Source organism: Pseudomonas sp. BNK-15 (assembly GCF_047456105.1).
GTDB lineage: Bacteria > Pseudomonadota > Gammaproteobacteria > Pseudomonadales > Pseudomonadaceae > Aquipseudomonas > Aquipseudomonas putida_E.
On sequence record NZ_CP179898.1, the window covers coordinates 3,337,427 to 3,359,640 of the forward strand.

Below are 22,214 nucleotides of genomic sequence, written 5' to 3' on the forward strand. Positions count from 1 at the left end.
CCAGGTGCTGCCGCCTCCTGCGAATACAGCGTAGACCAGATCGCAAGCCCCGATTCATAAGGCTTGGCCCGAATCTGGCAGTGCTCTGATGAAGTGTGTACAGCTGCTTTGTCACAGCATGTTCATCAGCCCTGCCTAGGCTTGCACTATTCTCCAAGTGCCCTGTTCTGGGGCTGGACTAGTCCAGATAGGTAACCCTTGATGCAGTCGACGCCACCGCGTGCGGTAACAGCCATCTGCCATGCCTTGCAGGAGCAGATCGAGCACGGCCTGCTGGCGCCGGGCGGCAAGCTGCCGGCCGAGCGCAAACTCAGCGAGGTGTTCGATACCACGCGTATCACCCTGCGCGAGGCCTTGGTGCAGCTGGAAGCCCAAGGGCTGATCTACCGCGAAGAGCGGCGCGGCTGGTTCGTCGCCCCCGAGCGGCTGACCTACGACCTGATCGAGCGTAGCCACTTTCACGCGATGGTGCGGGACCAGGGGCGGGTGGCCAGTACCGAACTGCTTTCGGCCCGGTTGCAGCCGGCATCGGCGGCCATTTGCGCGCGTCTGCACCTGCCGGCGCTATCCAGCGTGATACGCATCTGCCGGTTGCGGCGTATCGATGGGCGGGCGGTGCTGTATGCCGAGCATTACCTCAACCCGCGTTACTTCCCCGACATCCTCGAACATGACCTGGCGCAGTCGCTGACCGAGATTTATGGGCGGGTCTACGGCATCCGCTACGGGCAGGTGTGCTTTGAAATCCTGCCCACGGCGTTACCCGTGGCTGCGGCCGCAGCCTTGAAGGTATCCACCGGCAGCCCGGGGCTGCATATCACCCGGGTCAACAGTGACCAGCATGGGCACCTGATCGACTGTGACCTTGAGTATTGGCGCCATGATGCGATCCGCATCCGCGCCCAGGCCGGATAGCGGCTGCTGGCGACCCTAATCGGTGGTCCCGCCGGCCTCTGCCATCGCGCCGCCACCCGCCGTCACCACCTGTACCGACAAGCGTGGCATCGCCAGGTCCAGCCCGGCAGCATCCAGCTGGCGCTTCAAGGCCAGGTTGAACGCCCGCGACACTTCCCATTGCTTGATGGGTGCGGTCTTGAAGCGCGCCCGCAGAATCGCCGAACCAGACTCGAAACTTTCCACCCCTTGCAGCTCAAGGGGTGACCAGATATTGCGGCGCATCAGTGGATCGTTGCGCAGTTTCTGCCCCACTTCGCGGATCAGCGTGATGGCCTGGTCGATGTTCATACTGTGCGGGATGGCCACACGGAAGATCGCATAGCCGAACTCGCGCGAGTAATTCTTGATGCTCTTGATCTCGCTGAACGGGATGGTGTGCACGATGCCATCGATGTCGCGCAGGCGCACGGTGCGGATGGTCAGGCCTTCAACGGTGCCCAGGTGGCCACCCACATCGACATAGTCGTCGATGGCCAGGGAGTCTTCGATGATGATGAACAGGCCCGTGATCAGGTCGGCCACCAGCGACTGCGCGCCAAAACCGATGGCCAGGCCGATCACCCCGGCACCGGCCAGCAGCGGCGTGACGTTCATGCCCATGTTGGCCAGGGCGACGATCAGCGCAATGATGAAAATCACCACGAACATCACGTTGCGGATCAGCGGCATCATGGTTTGCGCGCGGGCGTTGGCCAGGCCCCGGCGTGAACGCACCAGGGCGTGGTGCACGGCCGTGTCGGCCAGTATCCACACCAGCCAGGCGACAATCAGCGTGCCGGCCAGGCCCAGCAGGCGCAGGCTGACTTCATGGCCCTCACCTTCGGCGAAGCTGATCATCGACTGGCCCCAAACGCGCAGCCCCAGCTCGATGAACACCAGCCAGATGAACAGGTGCACCAGCACATAACCGAAGTTGCGCAGGCGCTCTGTGTATACCGCTTGCCGCTTGTTGGCGCGCTTGGGGTTGGCGGCGTGGCGGCGCACCAGGCCATTGAGCACCATGCACACCACCACCAGCACCGTGCACATCAGTGACTGGCGCAGCGCGGTGCTGGTGTCGCCGGCCGACACGAAGGTGGCGAACAGCGAGATCGCCACCAGGATCATCGCCGGTATGTACCAGAAGCTGCCAAGGATTTCGATGGTGTCGCTCAGGGTGCGCCGGGTCAGGCGCCGCGACAGTGGCTGGTTGCGGATCAGGTGGGCGATCGGGCGGCGGAAACGCAGGATGAACAGCCCGGTGCACAGCGCGGCGATCACATTGGCCAGGGTGGCCAGGGCGTGCGCCAGGTGTGTACCAAGGGCGACGGTCAGGCGCGGGTCGCTCATCGCTTCGCCAAAGGCGGCGAAGCTGCCGATCAGCCACAGCGGCCGAAATGCCTGGTGGCGCAGGATGTGCAGCGCGCGGTGGCGGTGCGGGCCGTCGAGCAGCGAGAAGGCGATCACGCAGATGGCCGAAAAGCAGGTGCCTACCACCAGCGCATAGGCCAGCACCATGGCCATGGACTTGCCGAGCGAGGAGGGCAGGGCAAAGCTCAGGTACACCGTGAACACCAGCGCCACCAGCCACGGCCCCAGCTTGCGCAGGGCGAAGCGCACCAGGTCCCAGGTGCGCGGGTGCTGTGGCAACTCCTCGGTCAGGCCGAAGCGCACACGCACCCGGTGGCCGATCCAGTTGAATGCATAGGCCAGCAGGCTCCACACGGCGATGATCGCGGCAAAGCCGAACAGGATCGCCGGCCACTGGTGCACGGGCACCACCAGTTCAGCCAGCTCCGCCTGGGCCTGGTCGATTTCCAGCGCCCACCGCTGGAACGGGCTGGCGTCGCCGCTGAACTGCTTCTCGAAATCATGCAGCGCACCGCCGATCAGGCCCAGCACGCCCTGCTCGACGGTGGGTTGCGACTGCTTGGTGGCATCGCGCAGCTTCTTCAGGTCGGCCAGCAGCTTGGCGCGTTGCTGGTCGTTCTCCAGGTTCTTGATCACCTCGTCCAGCGATTTGCCCAAAGGCTCGGTGGCTTCTGGCTGGGCCGGCGCACTGGAGCCAAGCAGGCCAGGCAGGCCGGCGGCCTGTACCGGGGAGATGAACAGAAACAGCAGCAGGGCAAGGCAACGCAGGAGGGCTGGCACCGGGAAATCTACCTCAGGTCAAACGATTGGCCGAGTGTAGAGGTTTATGTGGGGAGTTTCTCCAGGATCTTCCAGCAGGTGAGGCCGAAGATGCCCAAGGTGCCGATCCACATCATCAGCACACCGACGTCGCGCTCACGCAGGCTGAAGCCGATGGTCAGCAGCATCAGGAAACCGAACACGGGGACGAACAGGGACAGGAAAGGGGACATGACGGGCGATCCTTCTGCACGTGCGGGGGGGATGCTTTAAGCATAGTGGCTAGCTGGCGAAGCGGAATGACTTGTATCACATAATGTTTAATCGGTGGGGTTAAAGGTTCATATTTCCTACGCATCTATCAGACCAGTTTCCTACACAGGAATGCATCCCTTGGCCGATATAAGATTCACCACGGTGTGTGGGGATTTTTAGAAGGTTCGACGATGAGTGCAAAATCAGTACGCAACAGTTTATCGTTGTTGGCGGTGGCAGGGTTGAGCATTACTGCCCATGCCGAGAATAACTTGGCAACGGTGATTGTCGATAATAAAACAAGTGCCGCAGCCAGTTACACCTATGAGCACATGTCAGGTACGTCACAGCCGGTCATGGGTGAAGTGAATGCCCGCCAGAACAGAGTGTTTTTAGTTACAAGCTTTGCTGATTCAATTTCGGGCATGCGCTTTGTGTACGCATCCGGTAGTAAAAAGTGTCGTTTCTCCGTATCGCATACTGCGCCACCACCACGCTATATACCCACCTGGAAAAAGGATGCTGTTTCGATCGGGTCATCGCGCGCAACTTGTACGGTGAAGATGGAAAGGATAGGAACGCAAATGCCTTATCACTACACGGTGAGGTTCACTATTCAATGAACCTCGCGGGGCGCCAGTGAAGGTGCCCCTCGATGAGCACCGAGGAACGCCCATGAAAATTTTCAGCGTTAATGCCACGCCTGTCGTACGCCAGGAAAACGTTCTGCTACCGCCCACAAAGTCGGAGGAGGGTACTGCACAACCAGGGTGCAAGGTGAGTTTGTCTGATGAGGCCCTTAACGACGCCAGAAACAAGGACGAGGTTCGAGCACTTCATGCACGGATCTATGGAACACCGTCGCTCGGGGATCGAATCAGTTATAGCTATCGAACACGGGGAGAAGAAAAATTCAAGAATGAACCGCCTCCAGAAAATTACACGCCTGAACAGGCTGAACGCCACCGGCAAGCCCTGGATTATCTGGTAGGTATCGAAAAGCTCTCAGGGGTGGAGACTCAGTTTGAGGAAAACCCGTTTTGGGGGTTGGACCGCGCTCATCTAGTGGCAATCGAGCAGGATGAAAACAGTTATACCGAAGTGGAACGTTATGCGGCAGCTAGAGCAAAAACAGCATTGGACAATATTTTCTTCACACGTCTCAGCGACCATGCCTATAACACAGGCGACCTAAGACCCGTGTTCAAGGGATATCTTGAGTATCTGGATAACTTGACCGACGTCGAACGCCTCAATTTTCCAGCCGATGAACGTGAACGGGTAGCCGGTCTTTTAGCTCGTGCGCAAAGCGAATCTGGCAGCCTCCCCGAAGGCTTCTCCCTCTGGCAATACATGAACTGGGCCCCTGAAGGCCGCCTCGACCTCGAAGCGCTGCTGAACCCCGCGCCTTAGTCGGCAACGCCCGCCCCCACTGAAGGGGCGGGCGTTGCCGGCGGTCAGGGCAGTTCGCGGCTGCGGTAAAACGCGGTCAACACCTTCACCAGGTGCGCCAGATCCTGGCTGCCGCACAGTTCACGTATCGAGTGCATGGCAAAGGTCGGCAGGCCGATATCGACCGTGCGCACGCCCAGGTGGCTGGCAGTGATCGGGCCGATGGTCGAGCCGCAGCCCATGTCGCTGCGCACCACGAAGCTCTGCACCGGCACTTCTTCGGCCATGCACAGGTGGCGGAAGAAGCCGGCAGTTTCGCTGTTGGTAGCGTAGCGCTGGTTGTTGTTGACCTTGATCACCGGCCCGGCGTTGAGCTTGGGCCCGTGGTTGCCGTCATGCTTGTCGGCGTAGTTGGGGTGCACGCCGTGGGCATTGTCGGCCGAGACCATGAGCGAGCGCTGGATGGTGCGCACGTAAGTGTCGCCGTCCGGCAGCAGGCGCTGCAGGGTCTGCTCGAGCATCGGGCCGTCGGCGCCGCAGGCCGAGCAGCTGCCGACTTCTTCGTGGTCGTTGCACACCAGCACGCAGGTTTCGTCACTGTCAGCGGCCAGCAGCGCCTGCAGGCCGGCGTAGCACGACAGCAGGTTGTCCAGGCGCGCCCCGGCGATGAAGTCACCGTTCAGGCCGATCAGTGCGGCGTCTTGGGTGTCGTAGAAGCTCAGCTCGTAGTCCAGCACCACGTCGGCGTTGAGCTGGTGTTCACGGGCAAGCTGCTCGGTGAGCAGGGCGCGGAAGTCGATGCGCTCGTCGCCGGCCACCTGGGCCAGGATTGGTGGCAGTTCGTTCTGCGGGTTGATCTGCCAGCCTTCGTTGGCAGTGCGGTTGAGGTGGATCGCCAGGTTGGGAATGATGGCGATCGGCAGCTTGAAGTCGATCAGCTGGCTTTCGACCTTGCCATCACGCCGGAAGGTCACGCGGCCGGCCAGCGACAGGTCACGGTCGAACCACGGCGCCAGCAGGGCGCCGCCGTACACTTCCACACCCAACTGCAGGAACCCTTGGCGCTGCAGCTCCGGCTGCGGCTTGACCCGCAGGCACGGGCTGTCGGTGTGCGCACCGACCATGCGAATGCCACCCAGCAGCGGCGCTTGCTTGCCCAGGTTGATGGCGATGATCGAAGAATCGTTGCGGGTGACGTAATAGCGGCCGCCAGGCACCGTGGCCCAACTGTCACGCTCGTCCAGGCGCTGGTAGCCGGCCGCTTCGAGGCGCAGGGCCAGGCTGGCGGTGGCGTGGAAGGGCGTAGGGGAGGCCTTGAGAAAATCGATCAGGCCGGTGTTCAGTGCTTCGCGCATAACTCACTCCAATTCGAGCTTCAAGCCGCAAGCTGCAAGCTTCAAGCAAGAGCAGGCCGCGGAGCAAGCTGCAACGCGATCTGTTCTGGCTTTTCTTGCAGCTTGTCGCTTGAAGCTTGCAGCTTAAAAAGGTGCAGGGCACTCGAACTTCAGCCGCTCACCGGAAACCGGGTGGGTGAAGCTCAACATGGCCGCATGCAGGCACAACCGCTCATGTGCCGCCAGCGCCTCGGGGTTGGCATACAAACGGTCACCGAGCAGCGGGTGCCCGATCGACAGCATGTGCACGCGCAACTGGTGCGAACGGCCGGTGATCGGCGTCAGCTCCACCCGGCAGTGGTCGCCGCAACGCTCGAGGATGCGCCAGAAGGTCAGGGCGTGTTTGCCTTGCTCATGGTCCACCACATGGCGGGGCTTGGTGGGCGGGTCGTAGCGCAGGGGCAAATCGATGCTGCCGCTGTCCAGCGCCGGTTGGCCCCAGCACAGTGCGGTGTAGGCCTTCTCGGTCTCGCGGTCGTGGAACTGGCGCGACAGCTCGCGGTGGCTGTCGGCATCGCGGGCCAGCAGGATGATGCCGGAGGTTTCCCAGTCCAGGCGGTGGACGATCAGCGCATCCGGGTAGCCGTTTTCCTGCAGGCGGGTGATCAGGCAGTCCTTGTTGTCATCGGCGCGGCCTGGCACCGACAGCAGCAGGGTCGGCTTGTTGACCACCAGGATGGCGGCGTCTTCATGAAGGATCTGGACGTTCGACAGCGGCATTGCGGGTTCTCGGTCAAATCGGGGAAAACCATTGGGGCCGCGTTGCGGCCCGTTCGCGACACAAGGCCGCTCTCTGTAGGAGCGGCCTTGTGTCGCGAACGGGCTGCAAAGCAGCCCCAATGATCAAGCCCGTTCGCTGTATCAGCGATCGGGCAAGGTGATGTTCAGCTCCAGAATCGAGCAACTGCCCTGGTTTTCCAGTTCGATGTGCACATCATCGCTGCCGATGTTCACATACTTGCGGATCACCTCGAGCAGCTCTTTTTGCAGGGCCGGCAGGTAGTCCGGTTCGCTGCGCTGGCCGCGCTCATGCGCCACGATGATCTGTAGACGCTCTTTCGCCACCGACGCACTGGTCTGTTTCTGTCTGCCACGAAAGAAGTCAAAAAGGTTCATGGTTTATTTGCTCCCGAAAATGCGCTCGAAGAATCCCTTCTTCTGTACATCGATGAAGCGCATCGGCTTCTCTTTGCCCAGCAGGCGGTCGACCGCGTCGCTGTAGGCCTGGCCAGCATCGCTCTGATCATCGAGAATGACCGGGATACCTTGGTTGGACGCCTTGAGTACCGCCTGCGACTCCGGGATCACACCCTTGAGCTTGATCGACAGGATCTCCTCGACGTCGGCCACGCTCAGCATTTCGCCCTTGACGACACGCTCGGGGTGGTAACGGGTGATCAGCAGGTGCTCCTTGATCGGCTCTTCGCCGTTTTCAGAGCGGCGCGACTTGCTCGACAGGATGCCCAGCATACGGTCGGAGTCACGTACCGAAGACACTTCAGGGTTGGTCACGACGATGGCTTCGTCGGCGAAGTACATGGCCAGGTGCGCGCCTTTCTCGATACCCGCCGGCGAGTCGCAGATGACGTACTCGAACTGTGCTTTGAGGTCCATCAGTACCTTTTCGACGCCTTCCTGGGTCAGTGCGTCCTTGTCGCGGGTCTGGCTGGCGGCAAGTACGTACAGGTTCTCAAGGCGCTTGTCCTTGATCAGGGCCTGCTGCAGGTTGGCTTCGCCGTTGACCACGTTGACGAAGTCGTAAACCACGCGGCGCTCGCAGCCCATGATCAGGTCGAGGTTACGCAGGCCCACGTCGAAGTCGACGATGACCGTCTTGTGGCCGCGCAGTGCGAGGCCGGTGCCGATGGCGGCGCTGGTGGTGGTCTTGCCCACACCCCCCTTGCCGGAAGTAACGACGAGAATCTTGGCCAAGGTGTTTCACCCCTAAATAAGTCGGGACAGGCGTCCCAGCAAAATGCAAAAAAACGGCAACAGGTAAAAAAGTTGCTCTAAAAATGACGGCAAGTATCCGTTAAAGACGGGTGATGTTCAACACGTCACCGGACAGGCTGACTTGCACGCCGCCGCCCCACAGCGGGTCGCGGCGCAGGTCCTCGCAGACCTTGTACTGGCCAGCGATGGAGACCATTTCGGCGGTCATCTGCTGGCAGAAGATACGGGCCTTGGTGTTGCCTTTGATGCCGGCCAGGGCGCGGCCGCGCATGGCGCCGTACACATGGATGTTGCCATCGGCCAGAAGTTCCGCACCCGGGCTCACAGACCCTGTGACCACCAGGTCGCCACCCTGAGCATAGATCTGCTGGCCGCCACGTACAGGCGAAGTGATGATCCGGGTCGGGCGGATTTCCGGCTCTGCAGCGGGCGCCGGCGCCGGCTCGGGCTTTTTCACTTCCGGCTCCGGCTCCAGCGGCCGCTCACGGGCGCCGGAGGGCGGCAATACCGGCAGGTCGATGGCGATCGCGGCAGCGATGTCCTCGATGCGGTTGGCACGGATCGCCAGGGTTCGCAGGCCGTGGTGACGGCAGATGCGCATCAGCCCGGGCAGGTCGATCGCCCCTTCGTCGGCCGGCAGCTTGTCCAGCGCCAGCACCAACGGTGTGTTGCTGAAAAAATTGGGGGCTTGGGCCACTTTCGCCGCCAGCTGGCGGTCGAGGGCTTCAAGGTCGTTGCGCCCCAGCTCCAGCACAGTGATGGCGAGCATGCTGCCCTTGAGCTGGAACACGGAGGCGGTGTCGGGTGTGTGGTTTGGGCTCATGGTCTGCATAGACGGCTTGTTGCGGAAAAAGTGCCCTGACTTATAACGATAAGACCGGTTGGCCGCAACCGGCGCCGATCCGATGTAGAATGCTCGGCCTTTGACTTACCGGAAGCTTCAATGGAACGCCCGCGTTTTCGTCCCTATTTCCTTCACCCCAGGTTCTGGGGCCTGTGGCTGGGCCTGGGCCTGCTGTGGCTGGTGGTGCAGTTGCCCTACCGCGCCCTGTTGTGGCTTGGCGCTGCCCTGGGCGCGCTGATGTACCGGGTGGCCGGTGAGCGCCGACGCATCGCTGCACGCAACCTGGAACTGTGTTTCCCCCAGATGTCCGTCGACGAACGGCGCCGTTTGTTGAAGGCGAATTTCGCCTCCACCGGCATCGCCTTCTTCGAAATGGCCATGAGCTGGTGGTGGCCCAAGGCCAGGCTGGCGCGCCTGGCGCACATCGAAGGCCTCGAGCACCTGCAAGCCGCGCAACAGGCCGGGCAGGGCGCGATCCTCATGGCCGTGCATTTCACCACCCTGGAGATCGGCGCCGCGTTGCTGGGCCAGGTGCACACCATCGACGGCATGTACCGCGAGCATGGCAACCCGCTGTTCGACTTCATCCAGCGCAGCGGCCGTGAGCGCCACAACCTCGATTCGCTTGCGGTGGAGCGTGAAGACGTGCGCGGCATGCTCAAACTGCTGCGTGCCGGCCGCGCCATCTGGTATGCGCCCGACCAGGACTACGGCGCCAAGCAAAGCCTGTTCGTGCCGTTGTTCGGCATCCAGGCGGCGACGGTTACCGCCACCACCAAGTTCGCCCGCCTGGGCAAGGCGCAGGTCATTCCCTTCACCCAGAAGCGCCTGGAGGATGGCAGTGGCTATCGCCTGGTGATCCACCCGCCGCTGGAAGGCTTCCCCGGTGAAAGCGAAGAGGCCGATTGCCTGCGCATCAACCAGTGGATCGAAGGCGTGTTGCGCGAGTGCCCGGAGCAGTACCTGTGGGCGCACCGGCGCTTCAAGTCGCGGCCTGAAGGTGCGCCGCGGCTGTATGACAAGAAAAAGCGCTGATCATGTGGGCGCCGGCCTGCCGGCGATGAGGCCAGCACTGGCGGTAAAAGTTCCAGGGAGCAAGACATGGCCCCACCCCCGACTACCGGCCTGATCCTCTCTGGCGGCGGCGCCCGCGCTGCCTACCAGGTCGGCGTTCTGGCCGGCATCGCCGAGCTGCTGCCTGCCGGCGCAGCCAACCCCTTCCCGGTGATCGTCGGTACCTCGGCCGGCGCCATCAATGCCGTGACCCTGGCCAGTGGCGCAATGCGCTTCAGCGAGGCAGTGCAAAGGCTCACCGCCTTCTGGCAGAACCTGGGCAGCCACCTGGTGTTGCGCAGCGACTGGCCCGGTGTAATCCGCCAGGCCAGCCGCTTTGTCGGCCACAACCTGCTGGGGCTGGGTGGCCAGGCACCGGTTGCCCTGCTCGACAGCAGCCCGCTGCGCGGCCTGTTGCAGTCGCACATCGACCTCGATGGCATTACCCATGCTTTGGCCAGCGAGCAGCTGCGCGCGGTGGCGGTAACCGCATTCGGCTACGAGTCTGGCCAGGCGGTGACCTTCTACCAAGGCCGCGGCACCATCGACGCCTGGCTGCGCCACCGCCGGCTCGGTGTGCCCACGCCCTTGACCGTTGACCACCTGCTGGCCAGCTCGGCCATCCCGCTGCTGTTCGCCCCGGTGCGGCTCGGCGATGAGTACTACGGCGACGGCGCGGTTCGCCAGTCGGCGCCGATCAGCCCGGCCCTGCACCTGGGTGCCAGCCGCGTGCTGGTGGTCGGCGTCAGCGGCAACCCGCAGCGGCCAGCGCCGCCGCTGCCGACCCAGCGCGTGTTCAGTGGCCATCAGCCAAGCCTGGCGCAGATCGCCGGGCACATGCTCAACAGCACGTTCATCGACAGCCTGGAAGGCGATATCGAGCTGTTGCAGCGTTTGAACCACCTCAGCCGCCTGCTGCCCGCCCACCTGGATGCGCCACGCCTGGGCCTGGCGCCGATCGAGGTGCTGGTGGTGGCGCCCAGCCAGCCGCTGGACGAAATTGCCGCACGGCATCGGCGCGAGCTGCCGGCAGCGCTGCGCTTGTTCCTGCGCGGGCCGGGGGCGACGCGGACCAGCGGGGCGGGGGTGTTGAGCTACTTGCTGTTCGAAGCCAGCTATTGCAGCGAGCTGATCGAGCTGGGGCGGCGGGATGCGCTGGCCAAGCGGCGGGAGCTTGAGCAGTTTCTGGGGGTGTAACCGAACCTACGCGGCGCGTAGGAGCGGCCTTGTGTCGCGAAAGGGCCGCAAAGCGGCCCCAGGTTTTCAGCGGCGCTGCAACTATCGATGGGGCCGCTGTGCGGCCCTTTCGCGACACGAGGCCGCTCCTACAGCGGTTGTGCAGGCAGCACGTTACTCGGCAATCTGCAGCTTGCGCGACTGGGTATACACATACCGAACCTTCTCGTACTCGAACGGCGAGTTGAGCTGGCCGTAGCGGAATTTGGTGGTGTAGCGCTTGTCCACCGCGCGCAGCAGGAAGATTTCCGGATGATCGGTGCTGACCTCGGCCATGTTCAGGTAATTGATCGCCTGTTCGCCAGCGTAATCCACCACCACCCCGGTGGTATCGCGCAGGTTGGACGGCCCAAGCACCGGCAGCATGATGTACGGCCCATCAGGCACGCCATAGAACCCCAACGTCTGGCCAAAATCCTCGCTCTGGCGCGGCAGGCCCATCTTGGTCGCCGGGTCCCACAGCCCACCCACACCGATGATGGTATTGAACATCAACCGTGCGGTGATCTCTGCCGAACGCTTGGCTTTCAGCTGCAGCACGCTGTTGAACAGGTTCGGCACATCGCCCAGGTTATTGAAGAAATTGCTCACCCCGGTACGCACGAACCTGGGTGTGACGTACTGATAGCCATCCACCAGCGGCAGCAGCACCCACTGGTCCAGGCGGTAGTTGAAGTGGTAGATGCGCCGGTTCAGCGACTCCAGCGGGTCGTATATGTTGAGCGCCGCCAGGGTGGAGCGCTCGAATTCGCGCTGGTCCAGGCCTGGGTTGAATTTCAGTTCGCGCAGCGGGTCGGTGAAACCGTCGGCTTCGGGGGCCAAGGGTTCGGCGGTTACCTGAGGGTCGGACTCGATCACGCTGGTGCGCGGCGCGGTTTCCGCGGCCAGGGCATTGCCGGCAAACAGCAGGGCGGTGGCGAAGAGGAATTTGTTAACCACGGAAGAACTCCAGCATGGCGTCGCTGTTGACGCGGTAGTTGAGGTTGCCGCAATGGCCGCCATGGGGGTAAAGGGTCAGGCGCTCGCCGAACACCTTGCGCAGGAAGCCGATATCGCCCGGGCCGAGGATGACGTCATCGGCATTGTGCATCACGGCGATTTTCGGGCTGTCGCGCAGGTAATCCTCCAGCGCGTACAGGCTCACCTGGTTGACCAGTTGCAGGATGCTGTTGCCGTCGGTGCGGGCGCGCCACATCGGGATCACCTGCTCGGTCATGTAACAGTCGAAGTCGCACTGCAGGGCACGCTTGAAGAACGGCGTAAGGCTGCTGCCCTCGGTGATCGGGTACTTCGGCGGGATGATCAGGCCACGGCGGTTGATCAGGTCCGACGTGAAGGCGATGTCGGCCGCCGAGAAGCGGAACGAGGTGCCGATCAGCATCGCCATCTGTTCGTTGGACAGGTGCTGGCGCGACTGCTGGAAGTCATACAGCAGCGCCTCGTTGAGGTCGATGTAGCCCTTGTCCTGGAAATAGCGGGTGAGCTTTTCCAGCATCAGCTCATAGAACGTGGTGCTGCGGTCGATGCCTTTGACCTGGGTCTGCACCAGTTTGTCGAGGTTGTTGATCGAGGTGTACAGGTTGACCGGCGGGTTGAGCAGCAGCACACGCTTGAAGTTGAAGCTGCGGCGGGTTTCATCCAGGTGGCTGACGAACGCCGCGTCCAGCGCGCCCAGGCTGTAGCCGGTGAGGTAGTACTCGCTGATCGGCAGGCGCGGGTGCTGGGCACGTACGGCTTGCATCACCCGGTACATGTCTTCGGCGTCTTCCCGGCTGATGCCCGGGGTGGCGAAGCGCGAGGCGGCGCTCATGAAGTCGTAGCTGGTCGGCGACGACAGCTGAACCACATGGTAACCGGCCTGGTAGAACAACTTTTTCAGGTATTCGTTGATGGTGCTCGAATACGGCGCGCCGGTGCCGGCGATGATGAAGATCAGCGGCGCTTCATGGTCCTGGCGAGCCAGGCGGTACTTGAGCTTTTTCACTGCCCAGAAATTGTCGGGCAGGGTGAATTCACGCTCCGGGCGCAAATTGAGGCTGTAGTCGCTCTGGTCGATCTCGTCGTCGCTGGGCAGCGTTGGGCGCTGGTCGGGCGGCGTCGTGGCGATCGTCGCCTCGAACGGGTTGGTCAAGGGGAAGCCGTAGGTTGCGGCGTCGATGTCGCGCGCAGAAGCGGCCACAGCCATGAGCAGGCCGCCAAGAAGGGCGGCTAGGCGCCAATATCGAAGCATGTAATCCCCCAGAAAGAACGCGAGCAAGGTACTGCGCTACGCAGGCTAGGACCACAAGTGCCTTGGCAAAGTTGCCAAGTGCGGTGGCCTTTGGTGTGCTTGTTATCTGCAACATAGCTGCAGATTGTGATTTTGCCTTACAACCGGCCTTGGGCGATCATGGATCGTTTCGATTACTGCTATTGGAGAACGGGATGTCTCGTACCTTGCCGGCTGCGCTGCTGTTGCTGTTTCTCGCCTTGTGGCTGGCTGCCAGTTACGGCGTGCGCTACGGGTTGATGGAAGATGCGCAGTGGGTCGGCCTTTGCGCCGTACCGGGTGAGCACTGGCAGTGCCAGGTGCGCTCGATGCTGGGGCTGGGCATTCACTTTCAGGTGATGGCCTGGGCCGGGCTTGCGCTGGCGTTGCTGGCGCAGGTGCTTGGCGGGCGCAGCGGTTGGTGGCTGGCGGTGTTGGCGCTGGTGTTCGGCATCCCGGCGCTGGTGCTGTATACCGCCAGCATTGCTGTATTTGCGGTGGTGCTGGCGGGGTTACGGTTGGTACGGCAAGCGCGTCGCGCCTGACAGGGGCTGCCGTGCAGCCCATTCGCCGGCAAGCCAGCTCCCACAGGAGTTGCACCGTACTTGAGGGCGGCGCTTTACCAGTGGGAGCCGGCTTGCCGGCGATGCAGGCACCTGGGTATCAAGCCTTGCGCACCCGCAAACTCCGCCACAACGCCGCAGCCATCAGCACGCTGACCACTGCCCACCCCCAGGCCTGCTGATTCTCCAGCCCTTCCCGGTACAGCTGCGGCATCACGCCAGCCCCGACGATAAACGCCAGCAACGCCACCTCCGCCCGTGCTGCTACCACCGGGCGCAGCAGGTAAACCAGCGCCGGCAACGCCAACGCCGCGGTAGGGAAACTGCGATAACGCGGGTCGAACACCATCGCCAGCATGCTCACTGCCGCGGCAAAGCCTGCCGCCAGCAATAGCCACCCAGCGCGCGCCTCGAGCCAGGCAAACACACGCTCCCGCCAGCCAGCCCGGCGCGCCAACGCAAGTACCGCATGGGCCAGTACCATCAGGTTCAACCCCGCCAGCAACGCCGCCCACAGCCATTCCCCGGCAAACCTTGCGTGGGTCCGCATCAATTCGCCCCACAGCCCCAGGCAGCCAGCGCCAAACGCCGCCAGCAACGGCAACAGCAAAGCCCCGGTCGCGGTGCCAGGGCGCCCAGCGAACACCAGCATCACTGCCATCAACACCGCGCTTGCCAGCAACCACTGGGGCCAGTAGTGCAGGTTGCTCACAGGGCCCTCGAGTACGCCTTTGTCCTGCCGGTCGGCATCGTACAGGCCCCAGTAGCCGCCCACCGCGCCTTCGCTGACGCGCTTCCACGGCTGGTCGAAGGCTTCGATCAGGTTGTAGTGCCAGCCATTGGCCTCGGCCATGGCGACGAAACCGCGGATGAAGCGTGCCTCGTTGGCCCGGCTGGGCACAGCGGTTTCGCGCTGGCGGCCTTCGCTGGGCCAGCCAGTCTCGCCGATGAAGATATCCTTGGGCGCAAAGCGCGTACCGAACACCCGGCGCACATCAGCGACATGCGCCAGGGCATCGTCGATACCGCGTGGGTCGTCCTCCCAGTAGGGCAACAGGTGAATGGTCAGGAAGTCCACCGCTGGCGCCACCTGCGGGTGCTGCAGCCAGAACTCCCAGACATCGGCATAGGTCACCGGCACCTTGACCTGGCTTTTCACTTTGCCGATCAGCGCGGCCAGGCGCTCGCCCGTCACTTCCTTGCGCAGCAGCGCCTCGTTGCCCACGATCACTGCACTGACCACGTCCGGGTTGGCGTTGGCGGCGGCGATCAGCAAGTCCACTTCCTTGTCGGTATCGGCCGGGTTGGCATTGACCCAAGCCCCGAGCATCACCTTCAGGCCATGCTTGCGCGCCAGTGCCGGAATCGCTTCAAGCCCGGTCATGGAATAGGTGCGGATGCACTGAAATCGTTCGGCCAACAGCGCCAGGTCGGCGTCCATGCGCGCCGGGCGCAAGCGAAAAGGCTGGTCGAAAGGCGACTGGTCCTTGTCGAACGGGGTATAGGAGGCGCACTGCAATTTGTGCGTGGGGCTGGCGGCGTCCGGCAGCAGGATCGGCTTGCCGAGCGAGTACCAGAGCGCCCCAAGCCCTGCAAGGGCAAGCAGGCAGGCGACCAGGTACAGCGGCAGCAACAGGCGGGCAGGGCTGGGCATCAGGCGGTCCATCGTCAGGCGCAAAACGTTAGATAGTAGCCCGGCGCCAATCCTTTGGCATGCAAGGATCGCGCAGAATGGTGCAGGCAGACGCCGCTAATGGCACAGTGCTGTCGCAAAGGCATCGGGTACAGGTCGCAGTGGGAGCAGGTCACGCTTTGTTGCAGGAACATCATGCAATCTCCGAGACCTGACGAGGGGATGCTTTGATGGCAACTTTGAAAAAAATGCGACGACTCCTGGGGGCGGGCACCGCCCTGGTACTGGCCATGAGCGCTGCACAGGCCATGGCCAAAGAAGTGAGCATCGGTTACGTGGATGGCTGGGCCGACAGCGTGGCGACCACCAACGTGGCCGCCGAAGTGATCAAGCAGAAACTCGGCTACGACGTCAAACTGCAGGCTGTTGCCACCGGCATCATGTGGCAGGGTGTGGCCACCGGCAAACTCGACGCCATGCTCTCGGCCTGGCTGCCGGTGACCCACGGTGAGTACTGGACCAAGAACAAGGACAACGTGGTCGATTACGGCGCCAACTTCAAGGATGCCAAGATCGGCCTGATCGTGCCGGAGTACGTCAAGGCCAACAGCATTACCGACCTCAAGACCGACGAAAGCTTCAAGCAGAAGATCGTCGGCATCGACGCAGGCTCCGGGGTGATGCTCAAGACCGACCAGGCCATCAAGGACTACGGCCTTACCGGCTACAAGCTGCAGGCAAGCTCCGGCGCGGCGATGACCGCCGAACTGGGCCGCGCCTACGGCAAGCAGCAGTCCATTGCCGTGACCGGCTGGGTGCCGCACTGGATGTTCGCCAAGTGGAAGCTGAAGTTCCTCGAAGACCCCAAAGGCGTTTATGGTGCCGCCGAGACGGTCAACAGTATCGGCAGCAAGGAACTGGCGACCAAAGCGCCGGAAGTGGCCGAGTTCCTGAAGAAGTTCAGCTGGCAGTCCAAGGACGAGATCGGCGAGGTGATGCTGGCGATTCAGGAAGGCGCCAAGCCTGAGGCAGCGGCGAAGGATTGGGTGGCCAAGCATCCGGACCGAGTCAAGGAGTGGACTGGCAAGTAACGAATCAAACTTTGCGAAGCGGGGCTGCTGTGCAGCCCTTCGCGACACAAGGCCGCTCCTACAGGCGTTATGCGCTGTAGGAGCGGCCTTGTGTCGCGAAAGGGCCGCACAGCGGCCCCGCTTTGTTACCTATTCTGCAAAACACCGTTGCATCTAAGACTAAGGTCGTCTGGTTGGCGTTCAAAGGCAGCATAAAGTGACGGTGTGGGTTCCATCCCCTATCTGTGCTGCTAGGACAAAAACAATGAACGACAGCATTTACCTCTCGATACAAAACAGCCCCCGCTTCAAGGAGCTGGTGACCAAACGCGAACGGTTCGCCTGGATTCTCTCGGCGATCATGCTCGGCCTGTACTGCGCCTTCATCCTCCTGATCGCCTACGGTCCTCATCTGCTGGGCGCCAAGCTCAGCCCTGAGTCGTCGATTACCTGGGGCATCCCCCTGGGCGTCGGCCTGATCATTTCGGCATTCGTCCTGACCGCCATCTACGTGCGCCGCGCCAACGGCGAGTTCGATGAGCTGAACAAGGCCATCCTCAAGGAGGCGCAACAATGATTCGTCACACCAAAGCCTTGGCCGTACTGGCCTGCGGCGTTTTCGCACCCGCCGTGTGGGCAGCCGATGCCCTGACCGGCGAGGTGCAGAAACAGCCGCTGAACGTTGCAGCGATCGCCATGTTCGTGGCCTTCGTCGCCTTCACCTTGGGCATCACCTACTGGGCCTCCAAACGCAATAAGTCGGCAGCCGACTACTACGCTGCCGGCGGCAAGATCACCGGCTTTCAGAACGGCCTGGCGATTGCCGGCGACTACATGTCGGCAGCGTCGTTCCTGGGTATTTCCGCGCTGGTGTTCACCTCTGGCTACGACGGCCTGATCTACTCGATCGGCTTTCTGGTCGGCTGGCCGATCATTCTGTTCCTGATCGCCGAACGCCTGCGCAACCTGGGCAAATACACCTTTGCCGACGTGGCCTCCTACCGCCTGGGGCAAAAGGAAATCCGTACCCTGTCGGCCTCCGGTTCGCTGGTGGTGGTGGCGTTCTACCTGATCGCGCAGATGGTCGGCGCCGGCAAGCTGATCGAGCTGCTGTTCGGCCTGGACTACCATGTGGCGGTGATCCTGGTAGGTATCCTGATGTGCCTGTACGTGCTGTTCGGCGGCATGCTGGCCACCACCTGGGTACAGATCATCAAGGCCGTACTGCTGCTGTCCGGCGCCAGCTTCATGGCACTGATGGTCATGAAGCACGTGGGCTTCGACTTCAACACCCTGTTCTCCGAAGCGATCAAGGTGCACAGCAAGGGTGAGGCGATCATGAGCCCGGGCGGCCTGGTCAAGGACCCAATCTCGGCCTTCTCGCTGGGCCTGGCGCTGATGTTCGGTACCGCCGGCCTGCCGCATATCCTGATGCGCTTCTTCACCGTCAGCGACGCCAAGGAAGCGCGCAAGAGCGTGCTCTACGCCACCGGCTTCATCGGCTACTTCTACATCCTGACCTTCATCATCGGCTTCGGCGCGATCCTGCTGGTCAGCACCAACCCGGACTTCAAGGACGCCGCCGGCGCCCTGCTGGGCGGCAACAACATGGCTGCGGTGCATTTGGCCGATGCCGTGGGTGGCAGCATCTTCCTCGGCTTCATCTCGGCGGTGGCGTTCGCCACCATCCTGGCGGTGGTTGCCGGCCTGACCCTGGCCGGTGCCTCGGCGGTGTCCCACGACCTGTACGCCAGCGTATGGCGCAAGGGCAAGGCCAACGACAAGGACGAGATCCGCGTCTCGAAGATCACCACCATCGCCCTTGGCGTGCTGGCGATCGGCCTGGGTATTCTGTTCGAGAAGCAGAACATCGCCTTCATGGTCGGCCTGGCGTTCTCCATCGCCGCCAGCTGCAACTTCCCGGTACTGCTGCTTTCGATGTACTGGAAGAAGCTGACCACCCGCGGCGCCATGATCGGCGGCTGGCTGGGCCTGGTGAGCGCAGTGACACTGATGATCCTTGGCCCGACCATCTGGGTGCAGATCCTCGGCCACGAGAAGCCGATCTACCCGTACGAGTACCCGGCGCTGTTCTCGATGCTGATTGCCTTCGTCGGTATCTGGTTCTTCTCGGTCACCGACAAGTCCAAGGCGGCTGAAAACGAGCGCGCACTGTTCTTCCCGCAGTTCGTCCGCTCGCAAACTGGCCTGGGGGCCAGCGGGGCGGTTTCGCACTGACATAGAGCGCAAAAAACACAACGCCCCGCCAGTCGGGGCGTTGTGCATTGTGCAGTGTCATTTTGCCTTCGCTCGGAAATTTCCGAAGCTCCCTCGGAAGCTTCCTGATTATCCCGCCCCATGCTTCCCGAATACTTCTCCTCACCCGCCGGGCCAACCCGGCAGGCCTGTTACCTTCAAGGAGAAACCATTCGTGAAACGCACGTTACTCGCCCTTCCCCTGGCCCTGATGTTCGCAGGCGCCGCCCATGCCGTCGACCCGATCGAGAAGCAGGTGCAAATCGTCGCCCAGGTGCCCACCGACGCGTTCTACGTCGAGCCCGTGGGTGGCAACTGGATGAACGACCCGCAGGAAATGGCCTGGAATTCCTTTCAAGGCAAGCTCGACCCGATTCGCAAGCAACTGCAGGTCAAGAGCACCATCGGCCCGATCAGCGCCTACCTGGTATCGCCTGCAGTGATCGCCAACGGCAGCAACAACATTGGCCTGGACGTCACGGTCGGTGACACCGTGTTGCAAACCACCCCGGCCGAAGTGGTCAGTGCCACCCAGGCGGCACCGGGCGCGGTCATCGGTTTCCAGGTCGAGGCCCAGCCGGCGCCAGGCACCGGTTATGAGCCAGGCAGCTACCAGGGCCTGGTCAGCATGATCTTCGAAACCGCCGCCCCTTAAGGCTCCGTTCACCTCCAGTGCCTGCCCGGGCCCTCGCCAACGGCGAGGGGCGGGCAGGTCATGCCTGTAAGCGATACCCATGTCCCGACATTCCTCCTCCGCCGTCTTGCGCTGCTGGCTGCCACTGGCTGCCAGCATGGCCTTGTGGGCCGGCATGAGTCATGGCGCGGCCAGTGCCCTGGGGCCGGTCGCAGGCCTGCCGCGCGAGTTCGAGGCGCATTTCTTCGATGTGCCGTTGGCCGTACGGGTCGACCTGGACGGCCGTTACCTCGGTGATGCCATGGTGGTGCTCAGCCGCGACCAGCAGGTGCAGTTGCTGGAATTCACCGAAACCTTCGACAGCCGCGAGCCCGAGAGCCTGCGACGACGCTGGCGCGAGCGCCTGGCCGATGGCAGGCCCCTGGGCGACTGCCAGGCAGACTGCCCGGAAGGCTTGCGTGCGATTCATTACAGCCTGGCCAACTCGCAGCTGTCGCTGCTGACCGACCGTGCCGAAGTGGCCGCTACTGCCGAACGTTTTCATCGCCTGCCGGAGCAGGGCAGCCACGGCCTGTTGCTGCGCAACCAGCTCAACCTGGTCAATGATGGCGTCGCCACCAGTGGCCGCTACGCCTTGCAGGGCCAGGCCAGTGTCGGCCAGTGGACAGCCTTGGCCGACGGCCAGCTCGACCGCGGCAGCGACAGCCGCGAGGGCACCCGCTACCGGGTCGACCAGCTGTATGGCGAGCGCCTGGTCGAGGACCATTTCTACCGCCTGGGGTACTTCACCCCCAGCGCCCAGGGCCTGACCCGCCAACCCAGGCTGATGGGCGCCAGCCCTGACACGACCCTGGGCCTGATGTTCGGGAGCAGCGACAGCCTGCTCATCGACAGCGCCGCGCCCAGTGCCACGCCCATCCATGTCACACCCAGCCGCCCGGCCGTGGCGCAGATCTACCGCAACGGTGTGCTGATCAACAGCCAGCCGGTGCAGCCAGGGTTGCAGACCCTCGATACCAAGGTGCTGCCCGGCGGCATCTACGAGGTCGAAGTACGTCTGGTCGAGGACGGCCAGGTCAGTTCGCGCAGCCAGGCATTCGTCTACAAGCCCGGCAACTGGCGCAGTACCGACGCACCTTGGCGTTACAACCTGTATGTCGGGCGCCAGAGCAGTGAGCTCAGCAATTGGCAGGCCGTGCATGACGACACCCTGGCGGCGGGCGTGCTGGCCAACTACCTGCTGCACCCAAGGGCAATCGTCGGTGTGTCCGCTCAGCGGCTCGACGATGCCATGCAATACGGCACCTCACTGGACTGGGATGTGCGCGACCGGCTCAAACTCTATGGCAACCTGTTCCAGGCCCAGGGCCATGGCAACGGCTTCGACCTGCAACTGATCCATGCCTACGCGAGCGGCTCGCTGGTCGCAAGCCACAGCCGCACCTGGCTGGCGCAGCCCGGCAGGGACTACCTTGGCAATGCACCTGCACGGCCATTCACCCGGCGCCAGACGCAATCATCGCTGTCCTTGAACCATCGCCTGGACCCTCGCAACACCGCCAGTGTGCGTGTGTCGCACAGCAGTGGCAGTGATGCCGGCACCGGCATCGATCTGGGGTGGGCCTATTACGGGCGTTTGTTTGGCTCTGACGCCAACTGGCGCTTGTCGCTGTTCGATCGCCCGGGCAACAGCGGTACCGGCGATGCGCGCAACCGTGGCATCAACCTGAGCTTGAGCATGAGCCTGGGCGACGGCGGCCGACGTTTGTCCGCCAGCGTAGGCAGCCGCACCTCGCGTGACGGCGGGCGTGACCTCAATACCTCGCTGGGCTATCGGCAGGATGTAGAGATCGGCCCATTGCGCAGCATTGGCGCCACCCTCAGCGCCGACCGCTACGGCACGGGGCTGGGGGCCGATACCCAGTTCGAGAACCCGTTCATGCAAGGTGACGCTTACCTGCAGCGCTCCTCCTACAACGGCGAATTCACCGGTGGCCTGAACCTGCAAAGCCTGCTGGCCGTGGGTGCCGGCAAGGCGGCAGTGAGCGGCCAGCCCCTGGGGCACCAGGCCGCGTTGATCGTCGATGTGGACACCGACATCGACGGCCTCAGGTTGCGTGCCGACGATGCCATGGGCGTCAACCTGCATGCCGGGCGCAACATCATCCCGGTCACCGCCTACAAGCCCGGGCATGTGCAGTTCGATTTCGACGGGAGCGAGGCGACCGCCGCCGTGATACAGCCATCGAGCGTTGACTACCACCTCAACCGCGGGGGCATCGACTACCGCCAGGTTCGTGTACTGCGCACCGTCACCGTGCTGGGGCGCTTGCTCGATGGCCAGGGCCTGCCGTTGCGTGGCGCCCAGGTGATCAACCATGCCAGCCGCAGTGTCAGCGAGGCCGATGGCTTTTTCGCGGTGGAAATGAGCGAAGCGGCACCGACCCTGGAAATTCGCCAGCGCGGGCAACCGCTCTGTCTCGTACGCCTGGACCTGGAAGGCCTGACGCGTGAAGGCGACGTGCTGCTGGCCGGCGACCAACAGTGCCAGCCCGAGATTGCATCGCGATCTTCGTGAGTTTCGGAATTTTCCTACTGCTTTAGCCGTGGCCGACGG

The 22,214-nt window shown here is 63.0% G+C and carries 21 protein-coding genes; 11 read left to right on the top strand and 10 right to left on the bottom strand.

The annotated features are described in order from the left end of the window. Positions 1-201 precede the first annotated feature (201 nt). Positions 202-915 carry a UTRA domain-containing protein gene (locus ACMGF5_RS15255; protein WP_046787411.1) on the top strand — a complete coding sequence of 238 codons (714 nt, stop codon included), beginning with the start codon at positions 202-204 and terminating at the stop codon, positions 913-915. A 15-nt stretch (positions 916-930) separates the two neighbouring features. Here ACMGF5_RS15255 and ACMGF5_RS15260 read toward each other — a convergent pair whose 3' ends face one another. Together ACMGF5_RS15260 and ACMGF5_RS15265 are read right to left on the bottom strand one after the other, a co-directional pair. Then, entirely contained in the window at positions 931-3,087 is a 2,157-nt protein-coding gene (locus ACMGF5_RS15260) for a mechanosensitive ion channel family protein (protein WP_125924314.1), read from the bottom strand. A gap of 44 nt (positions 3,088-3,131) precedes the next feature. Beyond that, positions 3,132-3,299 carry a hypothetical protein gene (locus tag ACMGF5_RS15265; RefSeq protein WP_012313193.1) on the bottom strand — a complete coding sequence of 56 codons (168 nt, stop codon included), beginning with the start codon at positions 3,297-3,299 and terminating at the stop codon, positions 3,132-3,134. Positions 3,300-3,512: 213 nt separating this feature from the next. Here ACMGF5_RS15265 and ACMGF5_RS15270 point away from each other — a divergent pair, with 213 nt between their 5' ends. Continuing rightward, positions 3,513-3,944, top strand: a complete 432-nt coding sequence (locus ACMGF5_RS15270) for a hypothetical protein (protein ID WP_148708292.1) — start codon at positions 3,513-3,515, stop codon at positions 3,942-3,944. Positions 3,945-3,996: 52 nt separating this feature from the next. Further along, positions 3,997-4,734, top strand: a complete 738-nt coding sequence (locus ACMGF5_RS15275; protein ID WP_115272954.1) for a hypothetical protein — start codon at positions 3,997-3,999, stop codon at positions 4,732-4,734. A 44-nt stretch (positions 4,735-4,778) separates the two neighbouring features. On the opposite strand, the gene ACMGF5_RS15280 is transcribed toward ACMGF5_RS15275, so the two are convergent. From ACMGF5_RS15280 to minC, 5 genes are all read right to left on the bottom strand, one after another. After that, the gene (locus ACMGF5_RS15280; RefSeq protein ID WP_039603106.1) at positions 4,779-6,068 is read right to left on the bottom strand and encodes a M18 family aminopeptidase; all 1,290 of its coding nucleotides are present in this window, start codon (positions 6,066-6,068) and stop codon (positions 4,779-4,781) included. A 123-nt stretch (positions 6,069-6,191) separates the two neighbouring features. Next, a complete protein-coding gene (locus ACMGF5_RS15285; protein ID WP_012313196.1) occupies positions 6,192-6,827 on the bottom strand; it encodes an RluA family pseudouridine synthase in 636 nt (211 codons plus the stop codon). A 141-nt stretch (positions 6,828-6,968) separates the two neighbouring features. Further along, positions 6,969-7,223, bottom strand: coding sequence for a cell division topological specificity factor MinE (gene minE, locus ACMGF5_RS15290; protein WP_012313197.1), 255 nt, complete (start codon positions 7,221-7,223; stop codon positions 6,969-6,971). A 3-nt stretch (positions 7,224-7,226) separates the two neighbouring features. After that, positions 7,227-8,039 (bottom strand): septum site-determining protein MinD, encoded by an 813-nt coding sequence (gene minD, locus ACMGF5_RS15295; RefSeq protein WP_115272953.1) that lies wholly within the window; start codon positions 8,037-8,039, stop codon positions 7,227-7,229. Between the two features lie 100 nt (positions 8,040-8,139). Continuing rightward, positions 8,140-8,892: a septum site-determining protein MinC gene (minC, locus tag ACMGF5_RS15300; protein WP_046787408.1), complete on the bottom strand. Its 753-nt coding sequence runs from the start codon at positions 8,890-8,892 to the stop codon at positions 8,140-8,142. 111 nt (positions 8,893-9,003) lie between these two features. Between minC and ACMGF5_RS15305 the strand changes: the two genes are divergently transcribed. Beyond that, on the top strand, positions 9,004-9,939 hold the full coding sequence (locus ACMGF5_RS15305) for a lipid A biosynthesis lauroyl acyltransferase (protein WP_046787407.1): 936 nt from the start codon (positions 9,004-9,006) through the stop codon (positions 9,937-9,939). A gap of 66 nt (positions 9,940-10,005) precedes the next feature. Beyond that, positions 10,006-11,154: a patatin-like phospholipase family protein gene (locus tag ACMGF5_RS15310; RefSeq protein ID WP_204920141.1), complete on the top strand. Its 1,149-nt coding sequence runs from the start codon at positions 10,006-10,008 to the stop codon at positions 11,152-11,154. A 153-nt stretch (positions 11,155-11,307) separates the two neighbouring features. Here ACMGF5_RS15310 and ACMGF5_RS15315 read toward each other — a convergent pair whose 3' ends face one another. Together ACMGF5_RS15315 and ACMGF5_RS15320 are read right to left on the bottom strand one after the other, a co-directional pair. Continuing rightward, a complete protein-coding gene (locus ACMGF5_RS15315; RefSeq protein ID WP_281868134.1) occupies positions 11,308-12,132 on the bottom strand; it encodes a VacJ family lipoprotein in 825 nt (274 codons plus the stop codon). Beyond that, positions 12,125-13,423, bottom strand: coding sequence for a serine/threonine protein kinase (locus ACMGF5_RS15320; protein ID WP_039603299.1), 1,299 nt, complete (start codon positions 13,421-13,423; stop codon positions 12,125-12,127). Before ACMGF5_RS15320 ends, ACMGF5_RS15315 begins: the two co-directional genes overlap by 8 nt. A 194-nt stretch (positions 13,424-13,617) precedes the next feature. Between ACMGF5_RS15320 and ACMGF5_RS15325 the strand changes: the two genes are divergently transcribed. Continuing rightward, a complete protein-coding gene (locus ACMGF5_RS15325; RefSeq protein WP_174142142.1) occupies positions 13,618-13,986 on the top strand; it encodes a hypothetical protein in 369 nt (122 codons plus the stop codon). 118 nt (positions 13,987-14,104) lie between these two features. On the opposite strand, the gene ACMGF5_RS15330 is transcribed toward ACMGF5_RS15325, so the two are convergent. Further along, complete coding sequence (locus tag ACMGF5_RS15330) at positions 14,105-15,670, bottom strand: beta (1-6) glucans synthase (protein WP_414156925.1); 1,566 nt, start codon at positions 15,668-15,670, stop codon at positions 14,105-14,107. A 197-nt stretch (positions 15,671-15,867) separates the two neighbouring features. On the opposite strand from ACMGF5_RS15330, the gene ACMGF5_RS15335 reads away from it, so the two are divergent. From ACMGF5_RS15335 to ACMGF5_RS15355, 5 genes are all read left to right on the top strand, one after another. Continuing rightward, positions 15,868-16,728, top strand: a complete 861-nt coding sequence (locus ACMGF5_RS15335) for a glycine betaine ABC transporter substrate-binding protein (RefSeq protein ID WP_046787404.1) — start codon at positions 15,868-15,870, stop codon at positions 16,726-16,728. A gap of 244 nt (positions 16,729-16,972) precedes the next feature. Beyond that, the gene (locus ACMGF5_RS15340; RefSeq protein ID WP_039604303.1) at positions 16,973-17,284 is read left to right on the top strand and encodes a DUF485 domain-containing protein; all 312 of its coding nucleotides are present in this window, start codon (positions 16,973-16,975) and stop codon (positions 17,282-17,284) included. Next, entirely contained in the window at positions 17,281-18,945 is a 1,665-nt protein-coding gene (locus ACMGF5_RS15345) for a cation acetate symporter (protein WP_046787403.1), read from the top strand. Before ACMGF5_RS15340 ends, ACMGF5_RS15345 begins: the two co-directional genes overlap by 4 nt. Before the next feature lie 193 nt (positions 18,946-19,138). After that, positions 19,139-19,618, top strand: a complete 480-nt coding sequence (locus ACMGF5_RS15350; protein ID WP_046787402.1) for a CS1 type fimbrial major subunit — start codon at positions 19,139-19,141, stop codon at positions 19,616-19,618. Between the two features lie 79 nt (positions 19,619-19,697). Beyond that, positions 19,698-22,175: a CS1-pili formation C-terminal domain-containing protein gene (locus ACMGF5_RS15355; protein WP_414156926.1), complete on the top strand. Its 2,478-nt coding sequence runs from the start codon at positions 19,698-19,700 to the stop codon at positions 22,173-22,175. The last annotated feature ends 39 nt before the right edge of the window (positions 22,176-22,214 follow it).